The organism is Nocardia sp. IBHARD005 (assembly GCF_052814245.1).
In genome coordinates, this window is the sequence record NZ_CP199935.1 from 5,373,354 (window position 1) to 5,392,253 (window position 18,900).

The 18,900-nt window shown below is 66.1% G+C and carries 19 protein-coding genes; 4 read left to right on the forward strand and 15 right to left on the reverse strand.

Features of this window, described 5'->3' with window-relative positions:
- Positions 1-6 precede the first annotated feature (6 nt).
- Entirely contained in the window at positions 7-1,584 is a 1,578-nt protein-coding gene (locus tag ACTWPB_RS25305) for an ABC-F family ATP-binding cassette domain-containing protein (RefSeq protein ID WP_446223021.1), read from the reverse strand.
- 232 nt (positions 1,585-1,816) lie between these two features.
- Between ACTWPB_RS25305 and ACTWPB_RS25310 the strand changes: the two genes are divergently transcribed.
- Positions 1,817-2,428 carry a GNAT family N-acetyltransferase gene (locus ACTWPB_RS25310; RefSeq protein ID WP_446223022.1) on the forward strand — a complete coding sequence of 204 codons (612 nt, stop codon included), beginning with the start codon at positions 1,817-1,819 and terminating at the stop codon, positions 2,426-2,428.
- 7 nt (positions 2,429-2,435) lie between these two features.
- On the opposite strand, the gene ACTWPB_RS25315 is transcribed toward ACTWPB_RS25310, so the two are convergent.
- The 6 genes from ACTWPB_RS25315 to ACTWPB_RS25340 form a co-directional block, all read right to left on the reverse strand.
- Positions 2,436-3,008, reverse strand: coding sequence for an adenine phosphoribosyltransferase (locus ACTWPB_RS25315; protein ID WP_446223023.1), 573 nt, complete (start codon positions 3,006-3,008; stop codon positions 2,436-2,438).
- Positions 3,009-3,036: 28 nt separating this feature from the next.
- Complete coding sequence (locus ACTWPB_RS25320) at positions 3,037-4,749, reverse strand: ABC transporter substrate-binding protein (protein ID WP_446223024.1); 1,713 nt, start codon at positions 4,747-4,749, stop codon at positions 3,037-3,039.
- Between the two features lie 25 nt (positions 4,750-4,774).
- Positions 4,775-5,953 (reverse strand): protein translocase subunit SecF, encoded by a 1,179-nt coding sequence (secF, locus tag ACTWPB_RS25325; RefSeq protein WP_446223025.1) that lies wholly within the window; start codon positions 5,951-5,953, stop codon positions 4,775-4,777.
- Entirely contained in the window at positions 5,950-7,650 is a 1,701-nt protein-coding gene (gene secD, locus ACTWPB_RS25330) for a protein translocase subunit SecD (protein ID WP_446223026.1), read from the reverse strand. The genes secF and secD overlap by 4 nt, the downstream gene beginning before the upstream one ends.
- Before the next feature lie 99 nt (positions 7,651-7,749).
- Entirely contained in the window at positions 7,750-8,091 is a 342-nt protein-coding gene (gene yajC, locus ACTWPB_RS25335) for a preprotein translocase subunit YajC (protein ID WP_446223027.1), read from the reverse strand.
- Positions 8,092-8,233: 142 nt separating this feature from the next.
- On the reverse strand, positions 8,234-9,724 hold the full coding sequence (locus tag ACTWPB_RS25340; protein ID WP_446223028.1) for a flavin-containing monooxygenase: 1,491 nt from the start codon (positions 9,722-9,724) through the stop codon (positions 8,234-8,236).
- Positions 9,725-9,809: 85 nt separating this feature from the next.
- Between ACTWPB_RS25340 and ACTWPB_RS25345 the strand changes: the two genes are divergently transcribed.
- Positions 9,810-10,439, forward strand: coding sequence for a TetR/AcrR family transcriptional regulator (locus tag ACTWPB_RS25345; protein WP_446223029.1), 630 nt, complete (start codon positions 9,810-9,812; stop codon positions 10,437-10,439).
- 36 nt (positions 10,440-10,475) lie between these two features.
- Positions 10,476-11,054: a DivIVA domain-containing protein gene (locus ACTWPB_RS25350; RefSeq protein ID WP_446223030.1), complete on the forward strand. Its 579-nt coding sequence runs from the start codon at positions 10,476-10,478 to the stop codon at positions 11,052-11,054.
- 78 nt (positions 11,055-11,132) lie between these two features.
- On the opposite strand, the gene ACTWPB_RS25355 is transcribed toward ACTWPB_RS25350, so the two are convergent.
- The 8 genes from ACTWPB_RS25355 to ACTWPB_RS25390 all read right to left on the reverse strand — a co-directional run bounded on the left by ACTWPB_RS25355 (position 11,133) and on the right by ACTWPB_RS25390 (position 18,295).
- The gene (locus ACTWPB_RS25355; RefSeq protein WP_446223031.1) at positions 11,133-11,645 is read right to left on the reverse strand and encodes a GtrA family protein; all 513 of its coding nucleotides are present in this window, start codon (positions 11,643-11,645) and stop codon (positions 11,133-11,135) included.
- Between the two features lie 54 nt (positions 11,646-11,699).
- A complete protein-coding gene (gene ruvB, locus ACTWPB_RS25360; RefSeq protein WP_446223032.1) occupies positions 11,700-12,788 on the reverse strand; it encodes a Holliday junction branch migration DNA helicase RuvB in 1,089 nt (362 codons plus the stop codon).
- 3 nt (positions 12,789-12,791) lie between these two features.
- Positions 12,792-13,391 carry a Holliday junction branch migration protein RuvA gene (gene ruvA, locus ACTWPB_RS25365; protein WP_378914576.1) on the reverse strand — a complete coding sequence of 200 codons (600 nt, stop codon included), beginning with the start codon at positions 13,389-13,391 and terminating at the stop codon, positions 12,792-12,794.
- Positions 13,388-13,957, reverse strand: a complete 570-nt coding sequence (ruvC, locus tag ACTWPB_RS25370) for a crossover junction endodeoxyribonuclease RuvC (RefSeq protein WP_446226475.1) — start codon at positions 13,955-13,957, stop codon at positions 13,388-13,390. The genes ruvA and ruvC overlap by 4 nt, the downstream gene beginning before the upstream one ends.
- Before the next feature lie 1,131 nt (positions 13,958-15,088).
- Positions 15,089-16,471 (reverse strand): hypothetical protein, encoded by a 1,383-nt coding sequence (locus tag ACTWPB_RS25375; RefSeq protein WP_446223033.1) that lies wholly within the window; start codon positions 16,469-16,471, stop codon positions 15,089-15,091.
- Between the two features lie 11 nt (positions 16,472-16,482).
- Positions 16,483-16,791 carry a WXG100 family type VII secretion target gene (locus ACTWPB_RS25380; RefSeq protein WP_446223034.1) on the reverse strand — a complete coding sequence of 103 codons (309 nt, stop codon included), beginning with the start codon at positions 16,789-16,791 and terminating at the stop codon, positions 16,483-16,485.
- Positions 16,792-16,812: 21 nt separating this feature from the next.
- A complete protein-coding gene (locus ACTWPB_RS25385; RefSeq protein ID WP_446223035.1) occupies positions 16,813-17,130 on the reverse strand; it encodes a WXG100 family type VII secretion target in 318 nt (105 codons plus the stop codon).
- 655 nt (positions 17,131-17,785) lie between these two features.
- On the reverse strand, positions 17,786-18,295 hold the full coding sequence (locus ACTWPB_RS25390; protein ID WP_446223036.1) for an O-acetyl-ADP-ribose deacetylase: 510 nt from the start codon (positions 18,293-18,295) through the stop codon (positions 17,786-17,788).
- A gap of 91 nt (positions 18,296-18,386) precedes the next feature.
- Between ACTWPB_RS25390 and ACTWPB_RS25395 the strand changes: the two genes are divergently transcribed.
- Positions 18,387-18,887, forward strand: a complete 501-nt coding sequence (locus ACTWPB_RS25395) for an SRPBCC domain-containing protein (protein ID WP_446223037.1) — start codon at positions 18,387-18,389, stop codon at positions 18,885-18,887.
- Positions 18,888-18,900 lie beyond the last annotated feature (13 nt).

The following is an 18,900-nucleotide window of genomic DNA, read 5'->3' on the forward strand; positions in this document are numbered from 1 at the left end:
CGGGCGCTACTCGACGAGCCCCCCGGGGGTGAGCTCGAGCCTGCGGGTGACCCCGATGTCGTCGAGGAAGCGCTCGTCGTGGCTGACCACGATCAGCGCACCCTCGAAACTCGCCAGTGCCTGGGTGAGGTGGGCGAGGCTGGGTAGGTCGAGGTTGTTGGTCGGTTCGTCGAGCATCAGCAGTTTGGGGGCAGGCTCGGCGAGCAGCAGGGTCGCCAGGGCCGCGCGCAATCGCTCGCCGCCCGAGAGCGCGGCGGCGGCGATGTCTGCGTCGGCACCGCGGAACAGGAACCGAGCGAGCTGACCGCGGATCTGTTCCGGTGTCGCGTGCGGTGCGGCCGCGGCGACGTTCTCGAAAACCGTTCGCGTTTCGTCGAAGACGTCGAGGCGCTGCGGCAGCAACCGCCACGCCACCTTCGGCTCCTCGGCGACGATCCGGTGCAGCAGAGTGGTTTTGCCCGCCCCGTTGCGCCCGGTCAACGCGATCCGCTCGGGTCCGCTCACGCGCAGCTCGACTACCGGCCCGTTGGCCAGTTCGACCTGCTGTAGGTCGAGCACATCCTGCCCCGGATACAGCCGGGTACCGGGGAGTTCGACGCGGATCTCCCGGTCGGCACGCACCAAGTCCTCGGCGTGGTCGAGGGTTTCGCGGGCGGAGTCGAGTTTGTCGATGTGGGAGTTGCGCAGTTTCCCCGCCGACACCTCGGCAGCGTTCTTACGCAGTCCCGCAATGATTTTCGGCACCCGCTTGTTGTCCTGCATCTTCTGCGCGAAGCGGGCCCGCCGGTCCAGTTTCGTTCGCGCGTCGACGAGTTCGCGCGCCTGCTTGCGCACATCGCTGCGCGCGTCACGCACGGCAGCGCGCGCCGCCTCTTGCTCGGCCTCGATGATCCGCTCGTAGTCGCTGAAACCACCTCCGAAGGAACGGATTTCACCCGCACGCAGTTCGGCGATGCCGTCCATCCGGTCGAGCAGTTCGCGATCGTGGCTGACCACGATCACGGTGCCGGCGAACTGCCGGATCACCGCGTAGAGCCGCCCGCGGGCGACCGCGTCGAGGTTGTTGGTCGGTTCGTCGAGCAGCAGCACATCGGGTTCGCGCAAGAGTTCGGCGACCAGGCCGAGCAGCACGGTTTCGCCGCCGGACAGGGTGTCCAGGGTGCGGTCCAGGTCCTCGACCGACGTGGCGACGTAGTCGAGCCCGAGCTTGCCGAGCAGTGCGACGGCCTCGTCCTCGACCTGCCAGGACATGCCGACGGTGTCGAAGTCCACGGGCTCGCCGATACCGCTGTCGATGCGGTGCAGTGCCTCGCGCACCTCGGCGATGCCGAGCAGGGCGTCGACCCGCTGACCGGTGCGCATGCCCAGGTCCTGACGCAGGTACCCGAGGCTGCCCGGCACGGAGACCGACCCACGCACCGGCTTCAGTTCACCGGCCACCAGACGCAGCAACGTGGATTTTCCGGCGCCGTTGCTGCCGACAAGGCCGATCTGCCCGGGTCCGACGACAGCATCGAGCCCGTCGAAGACAGCGGTGCCATCCGGCCAGTGAAAGGTGAGATCGGAAAAAGAAAGAGAGGTCATGCGGATCCCTGGAGGTGCGACGGATACACGGTGCGCAGCATGCGGACCGTCCGAGAGCGCTACCTCAAGAAATCAACGCGTGACTCCGATCGCCGGGAACAAGACCCCTCATTGATAACACCCCCGCACCCCGGCGCGCCACCCCTTTCCTAGACCTGTGAGCCCGCTCATGGCGCAGCTAGGCTGGATTCAGGGCGAGCGCACAGGCACAGCCCACTAGCCGAGGAGTGCGATGTCGGAGACGATTGTGGTGCGGACAGCCGGTCAGAGCGACATCGATGCGGCGGCGCGGACGCTGGCCGAGGCCTTCCAAAACGACCCGGTAATGAGCTGGATCCTGCCGGATCCGCACCGGCGAGCGGTCGGTCTGCCCCGATTCTTCGCCACCATGGCGCGCCACATCTTCATCCCCAGCGGTGCGTCCGAACTGGCGCTGCGCCCGGACGGCACGGTGGGCGGCGCGGCCCTGTGGACCCCGCCGCGCCGGGCTCAGACGTCGACGATCACCGAACTTCGCACGATGCCCGGCCTCTGGCGCGCCTTCGGCCGCCGCACACTGGCGGGCAAACAGGTCGGTGACCTGGTGAAGAAGAACCACCCCGCCGAACCACACTGGTACCTGGGCATGATCGGCACTGCCCCGGATGCCAGAGGCGGTGGCTTCGGACACGCCCTGCTGCGCTCCCGGCTCGAGCGCGTCGACGCCGAAGGCGGACTCGCCTATCTCGAATCCAGCAACCCGGCCAACGTTCCGTACTACGAACGCTTCGGCTTCACGGTGACGGCCGAACTCCAAATCCCGGGCGGCCCGCCGATCTGGCTGATGCTGCGCGCGGCACGCTGAGGATGGGTCAGATCTTGACGATCGAGGTCACCGGGTAATCGCCCTGGTGCTCGCGCCCCTTCAGGAACTCGAGTTCCATCACCACGGCGGCGGCGACCACCTCGGCACCGATCTCCTTGAACAGGGCGGCCGCGGCGGCGAGGGTGCCGCCGGTGGCGAGGACGTCGTCGAGCAGCAGGATCCGCTTGCCCTCGAGGGCGACACCGTCGGCGGGGATTTCCAGTGCGGCGCAACCGTATTCGAGCTCGTACTCGCGCGAGACAACCGGCGGCGGGAGCTTGCCGCCCTTGCGGATAGCGAGCACACCGGTGCCGAGGGTCGCCGCCACACCCGCGCCGAGCAGGAAGCCACGCGCGTCGACACCGGCCACGAGGTCGACGTCGGGGGCGATGGCGGCGAAGCAGTCGATGACCGCGCGGAAGCCGGCGGCGTCGGCGAAGACCGGGGTGAGATCGGCGAAACGCACACCCGGCGTGGGGAAGTCGTCGTGCCAGCGGGTCAGCCGGGTGACCGCCTCGGCCGCCTCGGCGGTCCGCTCACTGGCCTGATCGTCGGACTCGGCCACCGCGTGCTTGCTCATCAACCCTCGCCTCTCACGTCTACACTTCTCATCGCTGCAACACCCAGCGATCCATGTTCCACCCGGTACCGGCCTGTGTCGGCCCGGCGATCCCGTTCTGCATGCCGTTGCCGAAGGCGATGGTGCGCGGCGTCGCGAACAGCGGAATGCTCGGTAGCTGTGCCCACAGCAGGTTCTCGGCCTCGGTCAGCAGGTTCAGCGTCGCGGTCGAGTTGGTCTCGCCCGCAAGCTGATCGGTGATCGCATCGTAGCGACCGTTAGCAAAGCCACCGAAATCGAGACCGCTACCTGCCCGCAACGCGGCGAACGCGACCACACCCGCGCTCGACCCCGCGGGCCCCTGCACCGCACCGGTTCCGCCGAGCACCGCGTCGACCGCACCCTCAGGAAGCCGCAATGGCGTGAATTCGGGCGCACCCGCGTCGACCACGGTGATTCCCGCCCCGCGGCAGGACTCGGCGATCATCGCCACGGTCTGCGCGCGACGCGCGTCCGGCCCCTGATAACCGATCCGCACCGTCGGCTGCGCCGTGCCGACGGAGGCCAAGGTCGCGGTGGCTGCGGGGATGTCGGCGCCGCGATACCGATCGGCGCCCCCGATCACCGCCGGGTAGTACAGCGAATCCTGCTGCACCACACGGGCATTGAGAACACCCGCACCGAGCCCGCGCTTCGGCGGCTCCCCCGCCTTACCGAGGGTGTCGAACAGCGCCTGCCGCGGCACACACTGCGCGAACGCCCGGCGCACCTCCACCCGCGAGAACACCCCGCCGGTGGCGAGCACGAGCTGTTCGGCGCCGCGACTCGCGACCGTCTGCTCGTCGAAACCGTCGAGCTTCAGATCCGCGACCGACCCGGCCCCGAGATCGACGACCCCGAGCGCGTTCTCCTTCGCCTTGGCGGCGAAGTCGGTGCCCTTCGGCCACACCACGATCCGCTTGGTCTCGGGCGCATCACCCCACCACTTCTCATTGGCGACCAGCACCAAACCGTCCTTGGCACTGAAGGATTCGATCCGATACGGCCCCGACGACGGGAACTTCGTGAGATCGAGCGCCCCCGCCTCGACGGTCCAGCCGCTGTTCCAGAAATCGGCGATCCGGCCGATCACCGCACCGTCGCCGGTCTGCAGGGCGTTCACCACATTCGGCACCCCGACCGCCTGCGCCACCACGTGCGCGGGCATCACCTCGGCCGCGGTGAACAGCGTCCGCCACGGCAGGTAGTGCTTGCCCGGCCGGAACACCACGGTGGCGTCCTTGGATCCCGGCTGGCAGTCGATCCGTTCGATCTCGTCGTAACCTGCGGTGCTCGCCGCGTCGAACAACGAGACGGGCCCGCGATCGCCGGGGCGGGTGAACTGGCCCGAGCGGGCCGACCACGCCAGCACCAGATCGTCGCAGGAGGTCTTCACCCCGTCGGAGTACACCCCGTCCGGGTTGAGCCGGTACTGCACCGTCTGGGTCTCGCCCGGTACTTCCTTGGCCGTGCCGAAGTCGGTGTCGGCCACCTGCTGACCATCGGGTCCGGTGTAGAAGAACCCGGTCAGTACGCGGCCGAACACCGCGGTGGCACCGCTACTGGCACCGAGCGTGCTCGCGCCGTTGTAGCTGGCGACCGCGGCGTCGACCGCGTACCCGATGGAGGGCACCTGGTTCTTCGCCGAGCAGCCGGCCACCACGGAGGTGGTCACGGCCGCCGTGGCGAGCACGGTGATCAGTCGAATCGTGCTGCGTCGCATGATGAGACCCCCTGCTTGTCGGTCGTCAGTGCCTTCTCTTCTGACGCTTCCCGCTCGGACGCGTACCCGGCCGCGGCGCACCGCTGTCGGTCGGTCGCGGACCACGGGCCGCCGATGCACCCACCGGAACCCGGACGCCCGCGCCGACCCCGGCACGCTTGTCCAGGACCTTCTTGGTGTGCGCGGCCACCGGACCCCAGCGTTCCTTGATCGAGACCAGCACCGGCACGGCGAGGAAGATCGAGGAGTAGGCGCCGACGATCATGCCGACCAGCTGCACCAGCGCGAGGTCCTTGAGCGTGCCGACACCGAGCAGCCAGACCGCGATCACCAGCATGCCGATGATCGGCAGGATGCCGATGACGGTGGTGCTGATCGAGCGCATCAGCGTCTGGTTGGCAGCCAGGTTGGCCTGTTCGGCATAGGTGCGTTTGTTCAGGTGCAGCACACCCCGGGTGTTCTCCTCGACCTTGTCGAAGACCACCACGTTGTCGTAGAGCACGTAGCCCAGAATCGTGAGCAGACCGATCACCGCGGCCGGTGTCACCTCGAACCCGACCAGCGAGTAGATACCCGCCGTCACGAACAGGTTGAAGAACAGCGACACGATCGCCGCGATCGACATGTCTCGTTCGAAGCGGATGGCGATGTAGATCATCGTCAACAGCACGAACACCGCCAGCGCGATCAGCGCCTTCTGGGTGATCTGCCCGCCCCAGGTCTCGCTGATCTCGGCGATGCTGATGGCGTTGCGGCTCACCTCACCCGCGGAATCCTTGGGCTGGAACCGATCGAACAGCGCCGACTGGACCTGCTCGGTCTGGGTCAGGTCGAGGGTTTCCGAGCGCACCTGGATGGTGGCCGAGGCCCCGGAGCCGACCTTCTGCACCGATACCGGCCCGTGGCCGAGTGTCTGGGCATAGACGTCTTCCACCTGTTGGGTGCTGACGTTGTCGGCCGCGGGGATCTGGATGCGCGAGCCGCCCTCGAAATCGATACCGAGGGTGAAGCCACGCACCGCGATGCTGAGCAGCGAGATCAGCAGCAGCACCGCCGACATCGTGTAGAAGAACCTGCGCCTGCTGACAATCGGGAAGCCGCCGGTGCCGGTGTAGAGCCGTTCGAAGAACCCGTGCTTCGGGCCCTGTGCGGGCTCGTACTTGTCCAGGTTCACCGATTCCTCGGTGGGGTTGTCGTTGCTCATCGTGACATCTCCTTCGACCTGGCCTGGCCGCGTTCCCTGGCGATCTGCTGAACCGAGCCGAGACCGTTCACCGACGGCTTTGCCCAGAACGGCGAGCGGGCAGCGAGCATCAGCAGCGGTGCGGTGACCAGATAGAGCACGATCACGTCGAGCACGGTGGTGACACCGAGGGTGAAGGCGAAGCCCTTCACCTGACCGGCGGCGAGCAGATACAGCACGACCGACGCGATCAAGCTGACCGTCTTACCGGACAGGTTGGTTCGCTGGGCTCGTGCCCAACCGCGCGGCACGGCCGAGCGGAAGCTGCGGCCTTCGCGCATCTCGTCCTTGATGCGTTCGAAGAACACCACGAACGAGTCCGCCGTCAGACCGATACCGATGATCAGACCGGCGATACCGGCGAGGTCGAGGGTGAAGCCGATCCACCGGCCGAGCAGCACGATGATGCCGTAGACGGCGACACCGGCCGCGATCAGCGAGAACCCGGCCAGCAGGCCGAGCATCCGGTACACGAGCAGGCAGTAGAGCAGCACCGCGATCAGGCCGATGGCACCGGCGAGCAGACCCGCCTTCAGCGAGGACAGGCCGAGCGTCGCCGAGACCGTCTCCGCTTCCGAGGTCTGGAACGACAGCGGTAGCGAACCGTACTTCAGGGTGTTGGCCAGCTCGGACGCGCTGTCGGCGGTGAAGCTACCCGAGATCGAGGTGCGACCACCCAACTGCGGGCCCTGCTGCACCACCGGGGCGCTGACGACCTTCGAGTCGAGCACGAAGGCGACCCGCTTGTTGACGTACTCACCGGTCAGCGCCTGCCAGGCGTCGGCGCCGGCGGACTTGAACTCGAGGTTCACCTCGTGCCGGGCCTGCGCCGAGTTCAGGGCGGAGGTCGCGTCGGCGATCTCCTGGCCGTCGATGCGGCTCGGGCCGAGCAGGAACACCTCGGTGCCGTCCTGCGAGCAGGTGACCAGCGGCAGGGTCGGGTCGTCGTTACCGGCCAGCGGGTCGGGCTTGGTGCAGTCCATGGCCGCCAGGGCGACCTGCTGAACCTGCTGATCGGTGCCCTGGCGCAGCGCCTTGGCGTCGGCGATCTCCTTGGCCTGCTGCTGCTGGTGGGTGAGACCACCGGGCGGTGGCGTCGGCGTCGGCGGTGCCTGTGCGGGGAACACCCGCGACTGCGGTGCGGGGGTGGTCGGTGCCTCGCCGGTGGGCGCGGTCGACTCACCGGGCGCGGGCGCCGGAGTGTCCGTCGCCGCCGGGGGTGCGGTGCCACCTGGTGGTGCGGTGCCGGTCGCGGGCGGAGCCGCCCCGCCTGCCTGCGGCTCGGTCGCCAACAGCACCGGGCGGATGTAGAGCTTGGCGGTGGTGGCCAGCGCGCGTGCCTGCTGGCTGTCCTCGCCGGGCACCGTGATGACCAGGTTGTCACCGTCGATGACCACCTCGGAGCCGGAGACGCCGAGACCGTTGACACGGTTCTCGATGATCTCCTGCGCCTTCTTCAGGCTCTCCTGGCTCGGCTTGTTGCCGTCGGGGGTACGCGCGGTCAACGTGACGCGGGTACCACCCTGCAGGTCGATGCCGAGCTTGGCCGACGGGGAATGGTCACCGGTGAAAAACACCAGCGCGTAGATCACGGCCAGCAGCGCGGCGTAGACGCCGAGCAGCCGGAACGGATGCGCCGATCCTTGGGAAGGTGGCACAGCAGGTCATCTCCTAGGCGGAAGTCGAGGCTGGATCGGTGGGCACAACGGTGCCCGGCCCGGAAACGCAGTGCGCGCCCGGGCGGGAAAAGAGACTGGTCAGTCCTTGGTCAGCCGGGTCTCGGTCTGTTCCACGGCTTCCTCGGCGGGGGCTTCGGTGACCTCGGGGGTCTGTTCGGCCGTCGGCTCGTCGGCACGCACCTCACGGATCGCCTGACGCAGCCACGTGGTGACCACATCCTCGGCGATCTCCAGGTCGACGGTGTTCTCGTCGAGGTCGACGACGGTGCCGTACAGACCCGAGGTGGTGACGACAGCGTCACCGACCTTCAAGGCCTCCTGCATCGTCGAGACCTTCTCGGCCTCCCGCTTCTGTTTGCGGATACCGAAGAACATCGGCACGAGCAGGGCCAGGATCAGCAGCGGAAACAGGAAGTCCATCGTCGAAGTCAGTCCCTAGTCAGTGGTGGACGTGCAAGTACGCCTGACAGTCTGCCAGTTCCGCGCCGCGGCGACACACCGGACACCGACGCGCGCGTGAAACGACCCCGGTCCGCGGTGCGCGAACCGGGGCCGAGGGCACTCAGGCGACGGGGCCGTAGAGGTAATCGTCGAGCGGGAAGGTGACAGCCTCGCGGTGCGCGGCGGCGGTGCTGGTCGGTCGCAGCAACGCCGCTTCACCGTGCTGGTTGAAGTAGTAGCTGCGCGCGGTGGCGCAGTCGCCGCCGTAGAACACCGAGGAACCCAGCTTGCCGGTCATCCGGTCGAGGAACTCCGCGTTGGCCTCCTCGGTGACCTCGAAGGTCTGCTCGCCGCGGCGGAACAGTTCGGTGAACAACCGGCCCATGTGCTTCATCTGGGCTTCGATGGTGGTGAAGTACGACAGCCCGCTGTAGGAGTAGGGGCTGTTGAGGCTGAGGAAGTTCGGGAACTTGGGCACGGTGATGCCCTCGTAGGCCTGAAAACGGTTGTCGCGCCAGAACTTTCCGAGGTTCACGCCCTCGCGGCCGACGATCTCGATGGCCGGGAAGTTCACGTCCCAGAGATTGAAGCCGGTGGCGAGCAGCAGGGTGTCGATCTCGGTCTTGCGGCCGTCGGCGGTGACGATGCCGTCGGGTTCCACATGGTCGATCGAATTCGTTTCCAGCCGTACGTGCGGTTGGTTGAACGTCTTGAAGTACTGATTGGAAAACGTCGGGCGCTTGCAGCCGAAGTCGTAGTGCGGGGTGAGCTTGTGCCTGGTCTCCGGATCACGCACCTGCGCGAACAGGTGCGCCTTGGCCAGCGCGGCGGCCGCCCGGTTCAACGGTTTGGCCTGCTTGTAATGCAGCACGCCGACGACCATCAGCGCCTCGAGCATGCCGGTATTGACCAGCCGTGCCGCCTTCTGCGTGAGCGGGACTCTGTCGAACAGTTCCCGCACGACCCCCGGAATCGGGGCGTCGACCTTGGGCACCACCCAGATCGGGGTCCGCTGGAACACGGTCAGCGCGTCGACCTTCTTCGCGACCTCGGGCACCAACTGCACCGCGGTGGCGCCGGTGCCGATGATGGCGGCCTTGCGGCCGGTCAGATCGTAATCGGCGTCCCAGTCGGTGGTGTGGATGATCTTGCCGGCGAAGGACTCGATGCCGGGGAACGGCGGAGTGTAGGGCTGGGACAGGAACCCCGTCGCCGCGAGCAGATAGCGCGCGGTGAGCGTCTCACCGCCGGCGATCGAGACCACCCACTGCTGGTTCTCCGCGTCCCAGCGCGCACCGTCGACGACGGTACCGAACCGCATCCGCCTGCGCAGATCGTATTTGCCTGCCACGTGCTCGGCGTATTTCTTCAACTCGGCGCCGGGTGCGAACAGCCGGGTCCAGCGCGGGTTCGGCTCGAAGGAATAGGAGTAGGTCACCGACGCGATGTCGACCGCCAGACCCGGATACCTGTTCACATGCCAGGTGCCGCCCAGGTCGTCCTCCCGTTCCAGGATGACGAAATCGCGCAACCCGAGCCGGTCGAGTTCGATGCCTGCACCGATGCCACCGAAACCCGCTCCGACCACGACCGCGTCGAACTGAGGTACCACGTCGAACCTCCACCTCGAGCTAGGAGAATGCCGAATCACCAGAATGACGCGTCATTCCGGTGACATCGACAGTAACATCGTCAATGTGACGAAGCCACCCTCGCGAATCCACCAGCGCAAAGCCGAATTGCGCAGGGAGATAGTCGATACCGCGTTCGACTGCTTCGCAGAGAAGGGCTACCACGCCACCGGGATCGCCGATATCGCCACGCGCCTCGGCATCGGGCACGGCACCTTCTACCGTTATTTCGCGAACAAGCGCGACATCATCGACCATGTCATCGACGAGGTGAGCGGGCGCATCTTCGGCGCGCTCGACGATGACATCGAGCCCGAGAGCGCGGCAACCATCACCGAATACGCCGCGCTGATCGCCCGGATCGGCGATTCCCTCAACCGCGTCCTGCTCGACGATCCACGCACGGCGCACCTGCTGCTGTTCCACGCCACCGGCATCGACGACGAACTCACCGAACGGGTGTACGGCCTGATCGACGCCACCGAGATCCTCATGACGCGCTACCTCGAGCACGGCATCCGTGTCGGTTACCTTCGCGCCGATATCGACACCGCCAGTACCGCCAAGGCGGCACTGGGCATGATCGTCGCCGGGCTCGTCGCGGGCATGCGAACGCCTGATCCGGCATCGATGTCGGTGTACAGTCACGCCGTGCGGCGGCTGTTCATCGATGGCGTGCGCGCCGCTGCCCGATAGCGAAAAGCCGTGGGATAGAAGGGCAATCCTGAAACAATGACCGCTGTGACGCCCGACGATGTGAGCCGCACCCACTTCGCCATGCCGACGCTGGGGCATCGCGGCTACCACGCAGACGAGGTGGACGCCTTTCTGGAACGGGTGTCGGCCACCCTCGACGGGCAGGGCGCGCTCACCGCCGACGACATCCGCCACGTGCACTTCGGCGCACCGCGTTTCGGCGGTCGCGGGTATCAGGCCGACCAGGTCGACGACTTCCTCGACCGGGTGCGCACCGAGCTCGAACATCGCCAGAAGGGCGGCGCTCCCGTTCCGGCGGCACGGGCGGGCGACGATGTCGCCGAGATGCTCACCCCCGACGACGTGCACCGCATGCGTTTCACCCAGTCCGCCATCGGCAGGCGCGGCTATCACGAGGAAGAGGTCGACGCCTTTCTCGACCTGGTCGCGGCGACCCTGGCCCACAACGGCCCCGGCAGCCTCACCACCTCCGACGTGCGCGGCGTCCGCTTCACCGACACCCGCCTCGGCACCCGCGGCTACGCCCGCGAAGAAGTAGATGCCTTCATCGACCTGGTGATCACCGCCCTGGAACACCCCGAACGCCGACTGTGATTGTGGCGGCTGGTGCCGCGGGTTCTCGGCCTGGAAGCCTCGATGGGCGGCTACGCCGCGGTGGTGCCGCCCATCTCCCTATCCCTGGATGCTGTGGAGTTCGGCTTCGCGCAGGTCGTCGGGGAAGACGTAGCGGCGGAAGGCCCAGAAGCGGAACGCCATGGCCAGCAGGACGCCGAGGATCTGTCCCGAGATGAAGTTGGCGACCATCTGCACGGTCGGATCCACGTGCGGCACACGCAGATCGAGCGCGTAGAGCGACAGTGCCTGCGGGATCATCGTGACCACGATGCCCAAGGCACTGACCGCGAAGAACAGGGCCGCTTCGTGACTGCGCTGCCTGCCGCCACGGGCGTTGAACGACCACTCGCGGTTGAGGATGTAGGAGGCGATCGTCGCGATCAGCGCACCGAGCAGGCGCGCGGTGAGCGGCTTGTCGCCGAGCACGGTCAGTTTTACCGCGTACACGACCCCGGTATCGATGAACCAGGTGACCGCACCGACCACGGCGAATTTCAGGAGTTCCCGATGCTTCAAGAGCAGGGAACGCAACGGCTCGGGGAATCGTTGCACCACCTCTAGGACTGCCACCGAATCGACAGTAGACGACGCCGCGGTACCGTGCCCGCCTGGAGCCGAGGTATCTCAGTCGAAGCGATCGACGCTCGGCTGCGGTTCGCGCCCACGCACTTCGATGGCGCCGATCACCAGATCGGGCGGTGGTACCAGGCCCAGATGCTCCCAGGCGCCCGCCGTCGCGACCCGACCGCGGGGTGTGCGGGCGACGAGTCCGGCACGCACCAGGAACGGTTCGCAGACTTCCTCCACGGTGGCCGCCTCCTCGCCGACGGCGACGGCCAGGGTCGATACGCCCACCGGTCCCCCACCGAATCCACGCACGAGCGCGCCGAGGACGGCACGGTCGAGCCGGTCAAGGCCAAGGGCGTCGACGTCGTAGACCTCGAGCGCCGCCATCGCGATCGGGTGGGTGATGATGCCGTCCGCCCTGACCTCGGCGTAGTCGCGGACGCGGCGCAGTAGCCGGTTGGCGATACGCGGAGTACCTCGGGAGCGTCCGGCGACTTCGGCGGCGGCGTCGTGGTCGATCTGCACGCCGAGGATGCGGGCCGAGCGGGTGAGGATCTGCAGCAGTTCGGCGGGGTCGTAGAAATCCATGTGGCCGGTGAAACCGAAGCGGTCGCGCAGCGGGCCGGTGAGCGCGCCCGAGCGGGTGGTGGCGCCGACCAGGGTGAACGGGGCGATGTCGAGGGGGATCGAGGTCGCGCCGGGGCCTTTGCCGACCACCACGTCGACGCGGAAATCCTCCATCGCCAGGTACAGCATTTCCTCGGCCGGGCGGGCCATCCGGTGGATCTCGTCGATGAACAGGACATCGCCCTCGACCAGGTTGGACAGCATGGCGGCGAGGTCGCCCGCGCGTTCCAGTGCCGGACCCGAGGTGATGCGCAGGGCGGTGCCGAGTTCGCCCGCGATGATCATCGCCATGCTGGTCTTACCGAGGCCGGGCGGTCCCGACAGCAGGACGTGGTCGGGGGTGGCGCCGCGCAGGCTGGCGCCGCGCAGGACGAGTGCGAGCTGTTCGCGCACCCGGGGCTGGCCGATGAACTCGTCGAGCGAGGTGGGACGCAGACCGGTTTCGGCTTCGCCGTCGGTGCTGAGATACCGGGCGGTGAGGTCGGATTCGTCGGTCTCGTCGATGTCGTCGTCGTACACGGTCTACCTGTTCTTGCCGAGCAGGCCGAGCGCCGCGCGCAAGGCCACCGAGGTGGTGGCGGTCGGCTGGTCGGCCAGGACGGTGTCGACGGCCTGTTCGGCCTGCTTCGCGGGGAACCCGAGGCCGATGAGCGCTTCGGAAACCTGTTCGCGCACAGGGGTACTCGGCGTTTCCGCGCCAGGCGGACCGGTGGGCACAGCAACCTGATTCACCTTGTCGCGCAGTTCGACGACCATCCGCTCGGCGCCGCGTTTGCCGATGCCGGGGACCCGGGTCAGGGCGGCGACATTGCTCTCGGCCAGCGCTTTTCGCAGCGCCTCGGGTTCGAGCACGGCGAGCACCGCCATCGCAAGGCGCGGGCCGACGCCGGAGACGGTCTGCAGCAGCCCGAACAGTTCGCGCGCTTCGGTGTCGGCGAACCCGAACAGGGTCATCGAGTCCTCGCGCACGATCATCGCCGTGTAGAGGCGGGTCTGTTCGCCGCGGGTGAGCCCGGCGAGGGTGGCCGGGGTGGCATTGAGTCGGTAGCCGACGCCCGCGGCCTCGATCACCACGTGATCGAGCGCGATCTCGAGTACCTCACCGCGTACCGACGCGATCACCCGCGCACCACCTTCCGTTGTTCGGCGAGCCGTTGTTCGTAGCGGCGGCGGACCTGCTCCGCCTGCGCCTGCGCGGCCGCCATCCGGTCCATCAGCGGCGCCCGCCAACAATGACAGATGGCCAGCGCGAGCGCGTCGGCGGCATCGGCGGGTTTCGGCGCGACCTGCAACCCGAGAATCCGCGTCACCATGGCGGTGACCTGTGCTTTGTCCGCCGTACCGTTGCCGGTGACAGCGGCTTTCACCTCACTGGGCGTATGGAACGCCACCCGGATCCCGCGCCGCGCGGCGGCCAGCGCGATCACTCCACCCGCCTGTGCTGTTCCCATCGCGGTCCGCACATTGTGCTGCGCGAACACCCGCTCGATCGCGACAGCTTCGGGCCGATGGGTATCCATCCACTCCTCGGCGGCATCGGCGACTGCCATCAACCGCAATGCCAGCTCGGCATCCGGCGGCGTCCGCACCACCCTCACATCGAGGGCGACCACCTTCCGGCCAGGCCCACTGTCGACCATGCTGAGCCCGCACCGGGTAAGCCCCGGATCGACGCCCATCACCCGCACCGGCCACCCCTTCGAAGACACGAACAGTTGTTCGAAAGTCTAGAGCATCGCCGAGTTCCGGCCGACCAACGACACGACACTCACGCCGGTCGCGGCGCCAGCCCGAGTAGCGCGGGATCGCGTGCGTGTTCAGCCCAGACCCGCGCCGGATCCGCGACCAACTTGCGCGTCCGTAGGTCGAGCAGGCCGCTCACCACGACATCGTCGCGGCGACCTCACCGTCGTCCCTGGTGAACGTGTGCTCCACCCGATGGGTCTTGCCGTGCCCCACTCCCACGGGCAATCGATCTCGACGGTGTCGTTCGCGCGCAACTCCCGCAGATAGCGAACGTTCAGCTCGAGCGACGCCGAACAGACTTGGGCACAGCATGTTCCCTCGGCGCTTCGCACCTACGCAACAAATTCGCCACCGCATTCACTCGAGTGAAAGCCATCACCTGACCGCCAAGCCCTATCGCGACGAGCCGGGAAGGAACAGGCCGAAAACTCACCCCAGAGCTATCGAAACCAGACGTCACCGCAACGCCACGCAGCAATGTCGGCCGTCTCCACACCCGCCGAAGTAGTTCACACTATCGCCACCCATCAAGCAGCCACCGAATGAAGATCGCGGTCCACGGCTTCACTCAACCTGAAACTGCACCAATCTCTGACAGCTCCCCGCTGTCGGAGACCCCAACCCAGACACGCCCACATTCGATAATCGACGACGACCTACTACCGGTGAACCGAAGTCTGATTTCTTGTCCGTCGACAAAAAATCCCAGGTCGTCGTGCAATTGCACTATGGATCCATGCCGTAATCGAGCTGCGTCGCCATCGGTCGGTCCCCAGATACTCCGATCGAGCACAGGAGCTGCACCGTCGGCAATTTTACGATATCCCGACGAACTCTCGACAGACACATGCGATACAGGCGGGGCGGTGAGAACAATCGCCGACACCAACATCCCCGTATCCAAATCCACCTTGAACTCGACCTCTCCACCTTTGCGCCCTGAAACCCGAAGGTAGAGCAAATCGGTTGAAGGCCGAGGTGACCACGAGACTTTCATCGGAACCCAGGGATCGACCTCGACAGAGGAATCGGAACAACCCCGATGCCCAACCACTTTTACCATTGATCTCCAATCAACCGAGCGGCAGCGCATGGATGACAACAGGGAGCTGACCAGCCTCGCGCGGCGGAGAAAATTTCAATTCCCAGCCACCAACACGTACGAGCTCATTGTAGGGGACGCCATCCCGGCTGGCCTCGGCGGCTGCGGCCTGCAGACTTTTCATCTGTGCCTGCGTTGCCAGATCCAGTTGCTCCTTGGTAGCGCCGCGTCCTGCCATGTGCTGCAAATACTCCGCCATATGCTCGGTCGCATTACCATGAACCCACATCCGGTTTTCCCCGACCTGCATTTCATAGGAACGAGGCAATTCACTTCCGGGATAGTTGTCCTGCGTTGCCTTGATGTCGTTCCAGAACGCGTCGTCTCTAACGTTCGGATCAGTAGTCTTCCTTCCCGTTCTCCAGTCTTCGAACTTTTTGACGAGTTGTGTTGTCAGATCTTTGATGCGCTGGATAGTGTCCCTTGTTCGTGCACCAACACGCTCAATGATGACCTCTGTCCGGAGCTTTGCCGCTTTGACAGCTATCTTGATCAGGTCCACGAATTTGTCGATGATCCTGGCGACGGCGACGGCGGTCTTGGCAGCCACCGCTGCGCCGCCCACTCCGAAGCTGACAGCGGAAGCGACCACAGACAGGGCTAGGTTGACCGCGACTTCGACGGCGATCTCTGTGGCGAGTTGTTCGCACAGTTGCCTGAGGTCTTCCCGGAGATCATCGTGGGCTGTTTTCTGGTCACGGCAGGATTGCGCGAGTTCTCCGTACGCCCCGCCGAGATCGCTTACGGCTGTTTTGAGTTGGCGCAGGTCTTCATCGATGAAGCTTGCGTCAGGGGAGGTTACATGCTCGAACAGAGCGGCGGCGCGTTCGATTTCAACCGGTGCTGCTGTGACGAAGGCGTTGTTGGCCAGGTTGTGCCAAACGTCGCCTGCGCGCGACAGTTTGGCTGTGTCCCCGTCTGGTATCGGTATCCCGACTTTCACGGCCAGTTCGAGTCCGTCGTCCACAAGCCCGCGACCCGGCCCTCCCGCCGAGGGGGGTACCAGGAGGGATGGAAGTTCCTGCGGGGACAGGGTAAACGACGGATTAAGGTTGGGAGCGGCCGGTTCTGGCTTGCCGCTATTCGGATCATGATCGGCGAGGGCGTGGTTGTACCCGGCCTGCCTGAGGACCTGGGCGTACCCGTCGAGTGCGAGTACCATGTCGATCGACATGGTGTAGATGTCTTTGCACTGGTGGTCGTAGGATTCTGCCCAGCTCTTGCCGTCGCCGACGCTTCCAGCCATGTTGGTGGTGTCGCCGAAAGATCTCATCGCGGTTTTGAACGCCTCGAAATGGCCGGAGGACGCCTTCGCGCAGATGTCGGCCGCGTCGTAATAGGTCTGCGCGGACACATCCAGAACTGTCACTGGCTACCCGTCGAGCGGCCGAGCATCTGCAGGTTCGCCGCGACGGCGGCGTTGTATCGGTCCCGCGCCGCAAGCGCTGATGCACGCATCGTCTCGATGCCTTCGGTGACATCCTGAGCGCCGCTCACCCATTTCGTGAACGCATCGTTGGCGGCGATCGCAGACGGGCCGGTCCAATTGGACTGGATCTTGGTCGTGCGTTGCTGGATACCGGCAATGCTCTCGGTGAGGAACCCGACGAAGCCGCTGAGCTGCGTGGAAATGTCGTCGAGTTCGTCGAGTTCAACACGGTAAGAGTCGGTCATGAATTACTTCCCCCCAATGTCTTACGGCAGATCCAGCGAGCTGGTGTCCGAGGCGCGTCGCGTATCCAGCTCGACGTGTGTGTCGGCGACCACACCCAGCAGTTCAGCCAATGTTGCCAAAGCCTCCAGAACAGTTTGAGCGCCCTTGCTCGTTTCGTCCCACCCGACGCGATACGCGGTCGCCGAGTTGCCGGTCCAATTCTCCAGCAACCTGCTGACGTCAGCGTCTATGGCGCGGAGTCCGTTCACGAGTTCATGCGCCGTCAGCTGGACGTATCGACCAGCACCGGTGACTTCGGCGGGAACGACGTCGAACTTACCGTCCCACGATTGCGACAAAGGACCCCCTCAGCGGACATTCGATTGCCGCGAGCATACCGGATCCTCCGGTCGCCGAGTAAGGTGCCAGCTCTCGATCCCAGGTGTCGTCACCACAAACACTATTAGGCCGACCGTTGTGACCGAAATCCAGTCACTGCCGGTCGTGATCGAATCGCGCGACATCCTGCCCCTGATCGGCACCTTGAGTGTCACGCGCAAATTTGTTGCACCTCCATCGAATTCGCATGGCACTCCGACAAGTCACGCAGGATCCGATCCAGTAAACGTGCGCTGCGTAGCGTCGTGAGCTGCGGTTTTGTTAGTGGTTACCGCTTTGGCAGTGTGGGCGATCGGGTTCTGGGATGTTCTCAGGCAGCGCTGCCGGGCAAAGACAGTGGTGTGAGAGCGCTGCTTCGGCTGTGGCGCTAGTCGGTACGGCACGCGAACCGCGCGTGGTCGGCGAACTGCTAGTTCTCCGAGCTGGTGGCATGCAGTCGCGGATCGAGTCCGGACACCAGATGGGGATCCGAACCCGAAACGGCACAACGGTTTCCGCGATTGCCGCGAGTTTGTCACCGGATTCTGCCACACTCTCGCCCGACCGATCATCACCGCCCGGCCGCGGCTCGCACTCGCACTCGCACTCGCGACAGACCACATCACCGAGCGAGCGCTATTCGAGTGCAGCGGTGAAGGCCTCGAGCGCACGATCGTCGAACAGCACGAACCGCACCGGCGTCACCTTCGTCTCGGCCGCGCGGACGGTCTCGACCGCGATCCGCGCGCCATCGTCTATCGGCCAGCCGAAGATGCCGGTGGAGATCGCCGGGAAGGCGACCGTCGTCGCCCCCAATTCGTCTGCCACGCGCAGGGATTCGCGATAACACGAGGCGAGCAGCTCGGATCGGTCCTCGGTGGCCGACCACACGGGGCCGACCGTGTGGATCACCCAGCGAGCGGGGAGCCGACCCGCTGTCGTCGCCACCGCCTGCCCGGTTCGCAGACCCTTGCCGTAGTGCGAGGCACGCAGGTCGCGGCATTCGGACAGGATCTGCGGGCCACCTTTGCGGTGGATCGCCCCGTCCACGCCGCCACCGCCGAGCAGCGAGGAGTTCGCGGCGTTGACCACCGCGTCCACCTGCTGTTCGGTGATGTCGCCCCGGACCGCCTCGATTCGCGTCATGTCCTCATTGTGCCGGGGCACCGAGTTCGACCACGAGTACGGTCGAGGTGAGCAGGCATGGTCGGTCCGTCCGAGGCGAGGAGAACCACACATGGCCATACCCACAGGTGACATCGTCCCGACGCCCGACGGGCGGGATCTGGTGATCACCCGGTCGTTGGGGTTGCCGATCGAGGAGGTGTGGGCGCGGTTGACCGATCCGCATCTGACGTCGGGGTGGTACGGCACCTGGGAGGGCGACGCGGGCACCGGCAACACCATCCGGGTGCAGATGCGGTTCGAGGAGGGTGAGCCGTGGACGCCGATGCACATCGACGACTGCACCCCACCGATCCACCTCGGCATCTCCTCGACCGACCAGATCGGCGTGTGGCGCCTGGAGGTGACCTTGCTCGACACCGGCGCGGCCACCGAGCTGCGGCTGGTCCACCATCTGACGTCCGAACACCAACTAGCGGAGATCCCCCAGATCGGTCCGGGCTGGGAGTACTACGCGGACATGTTCGTTGCCGCGTGCACGCACACCGAACGCCCGGATTTCACCGACTACTACCCGTCGATGTCGAGCTACTACAAAAAGCGCGCCTCCTAGCTGAAACGTGAAC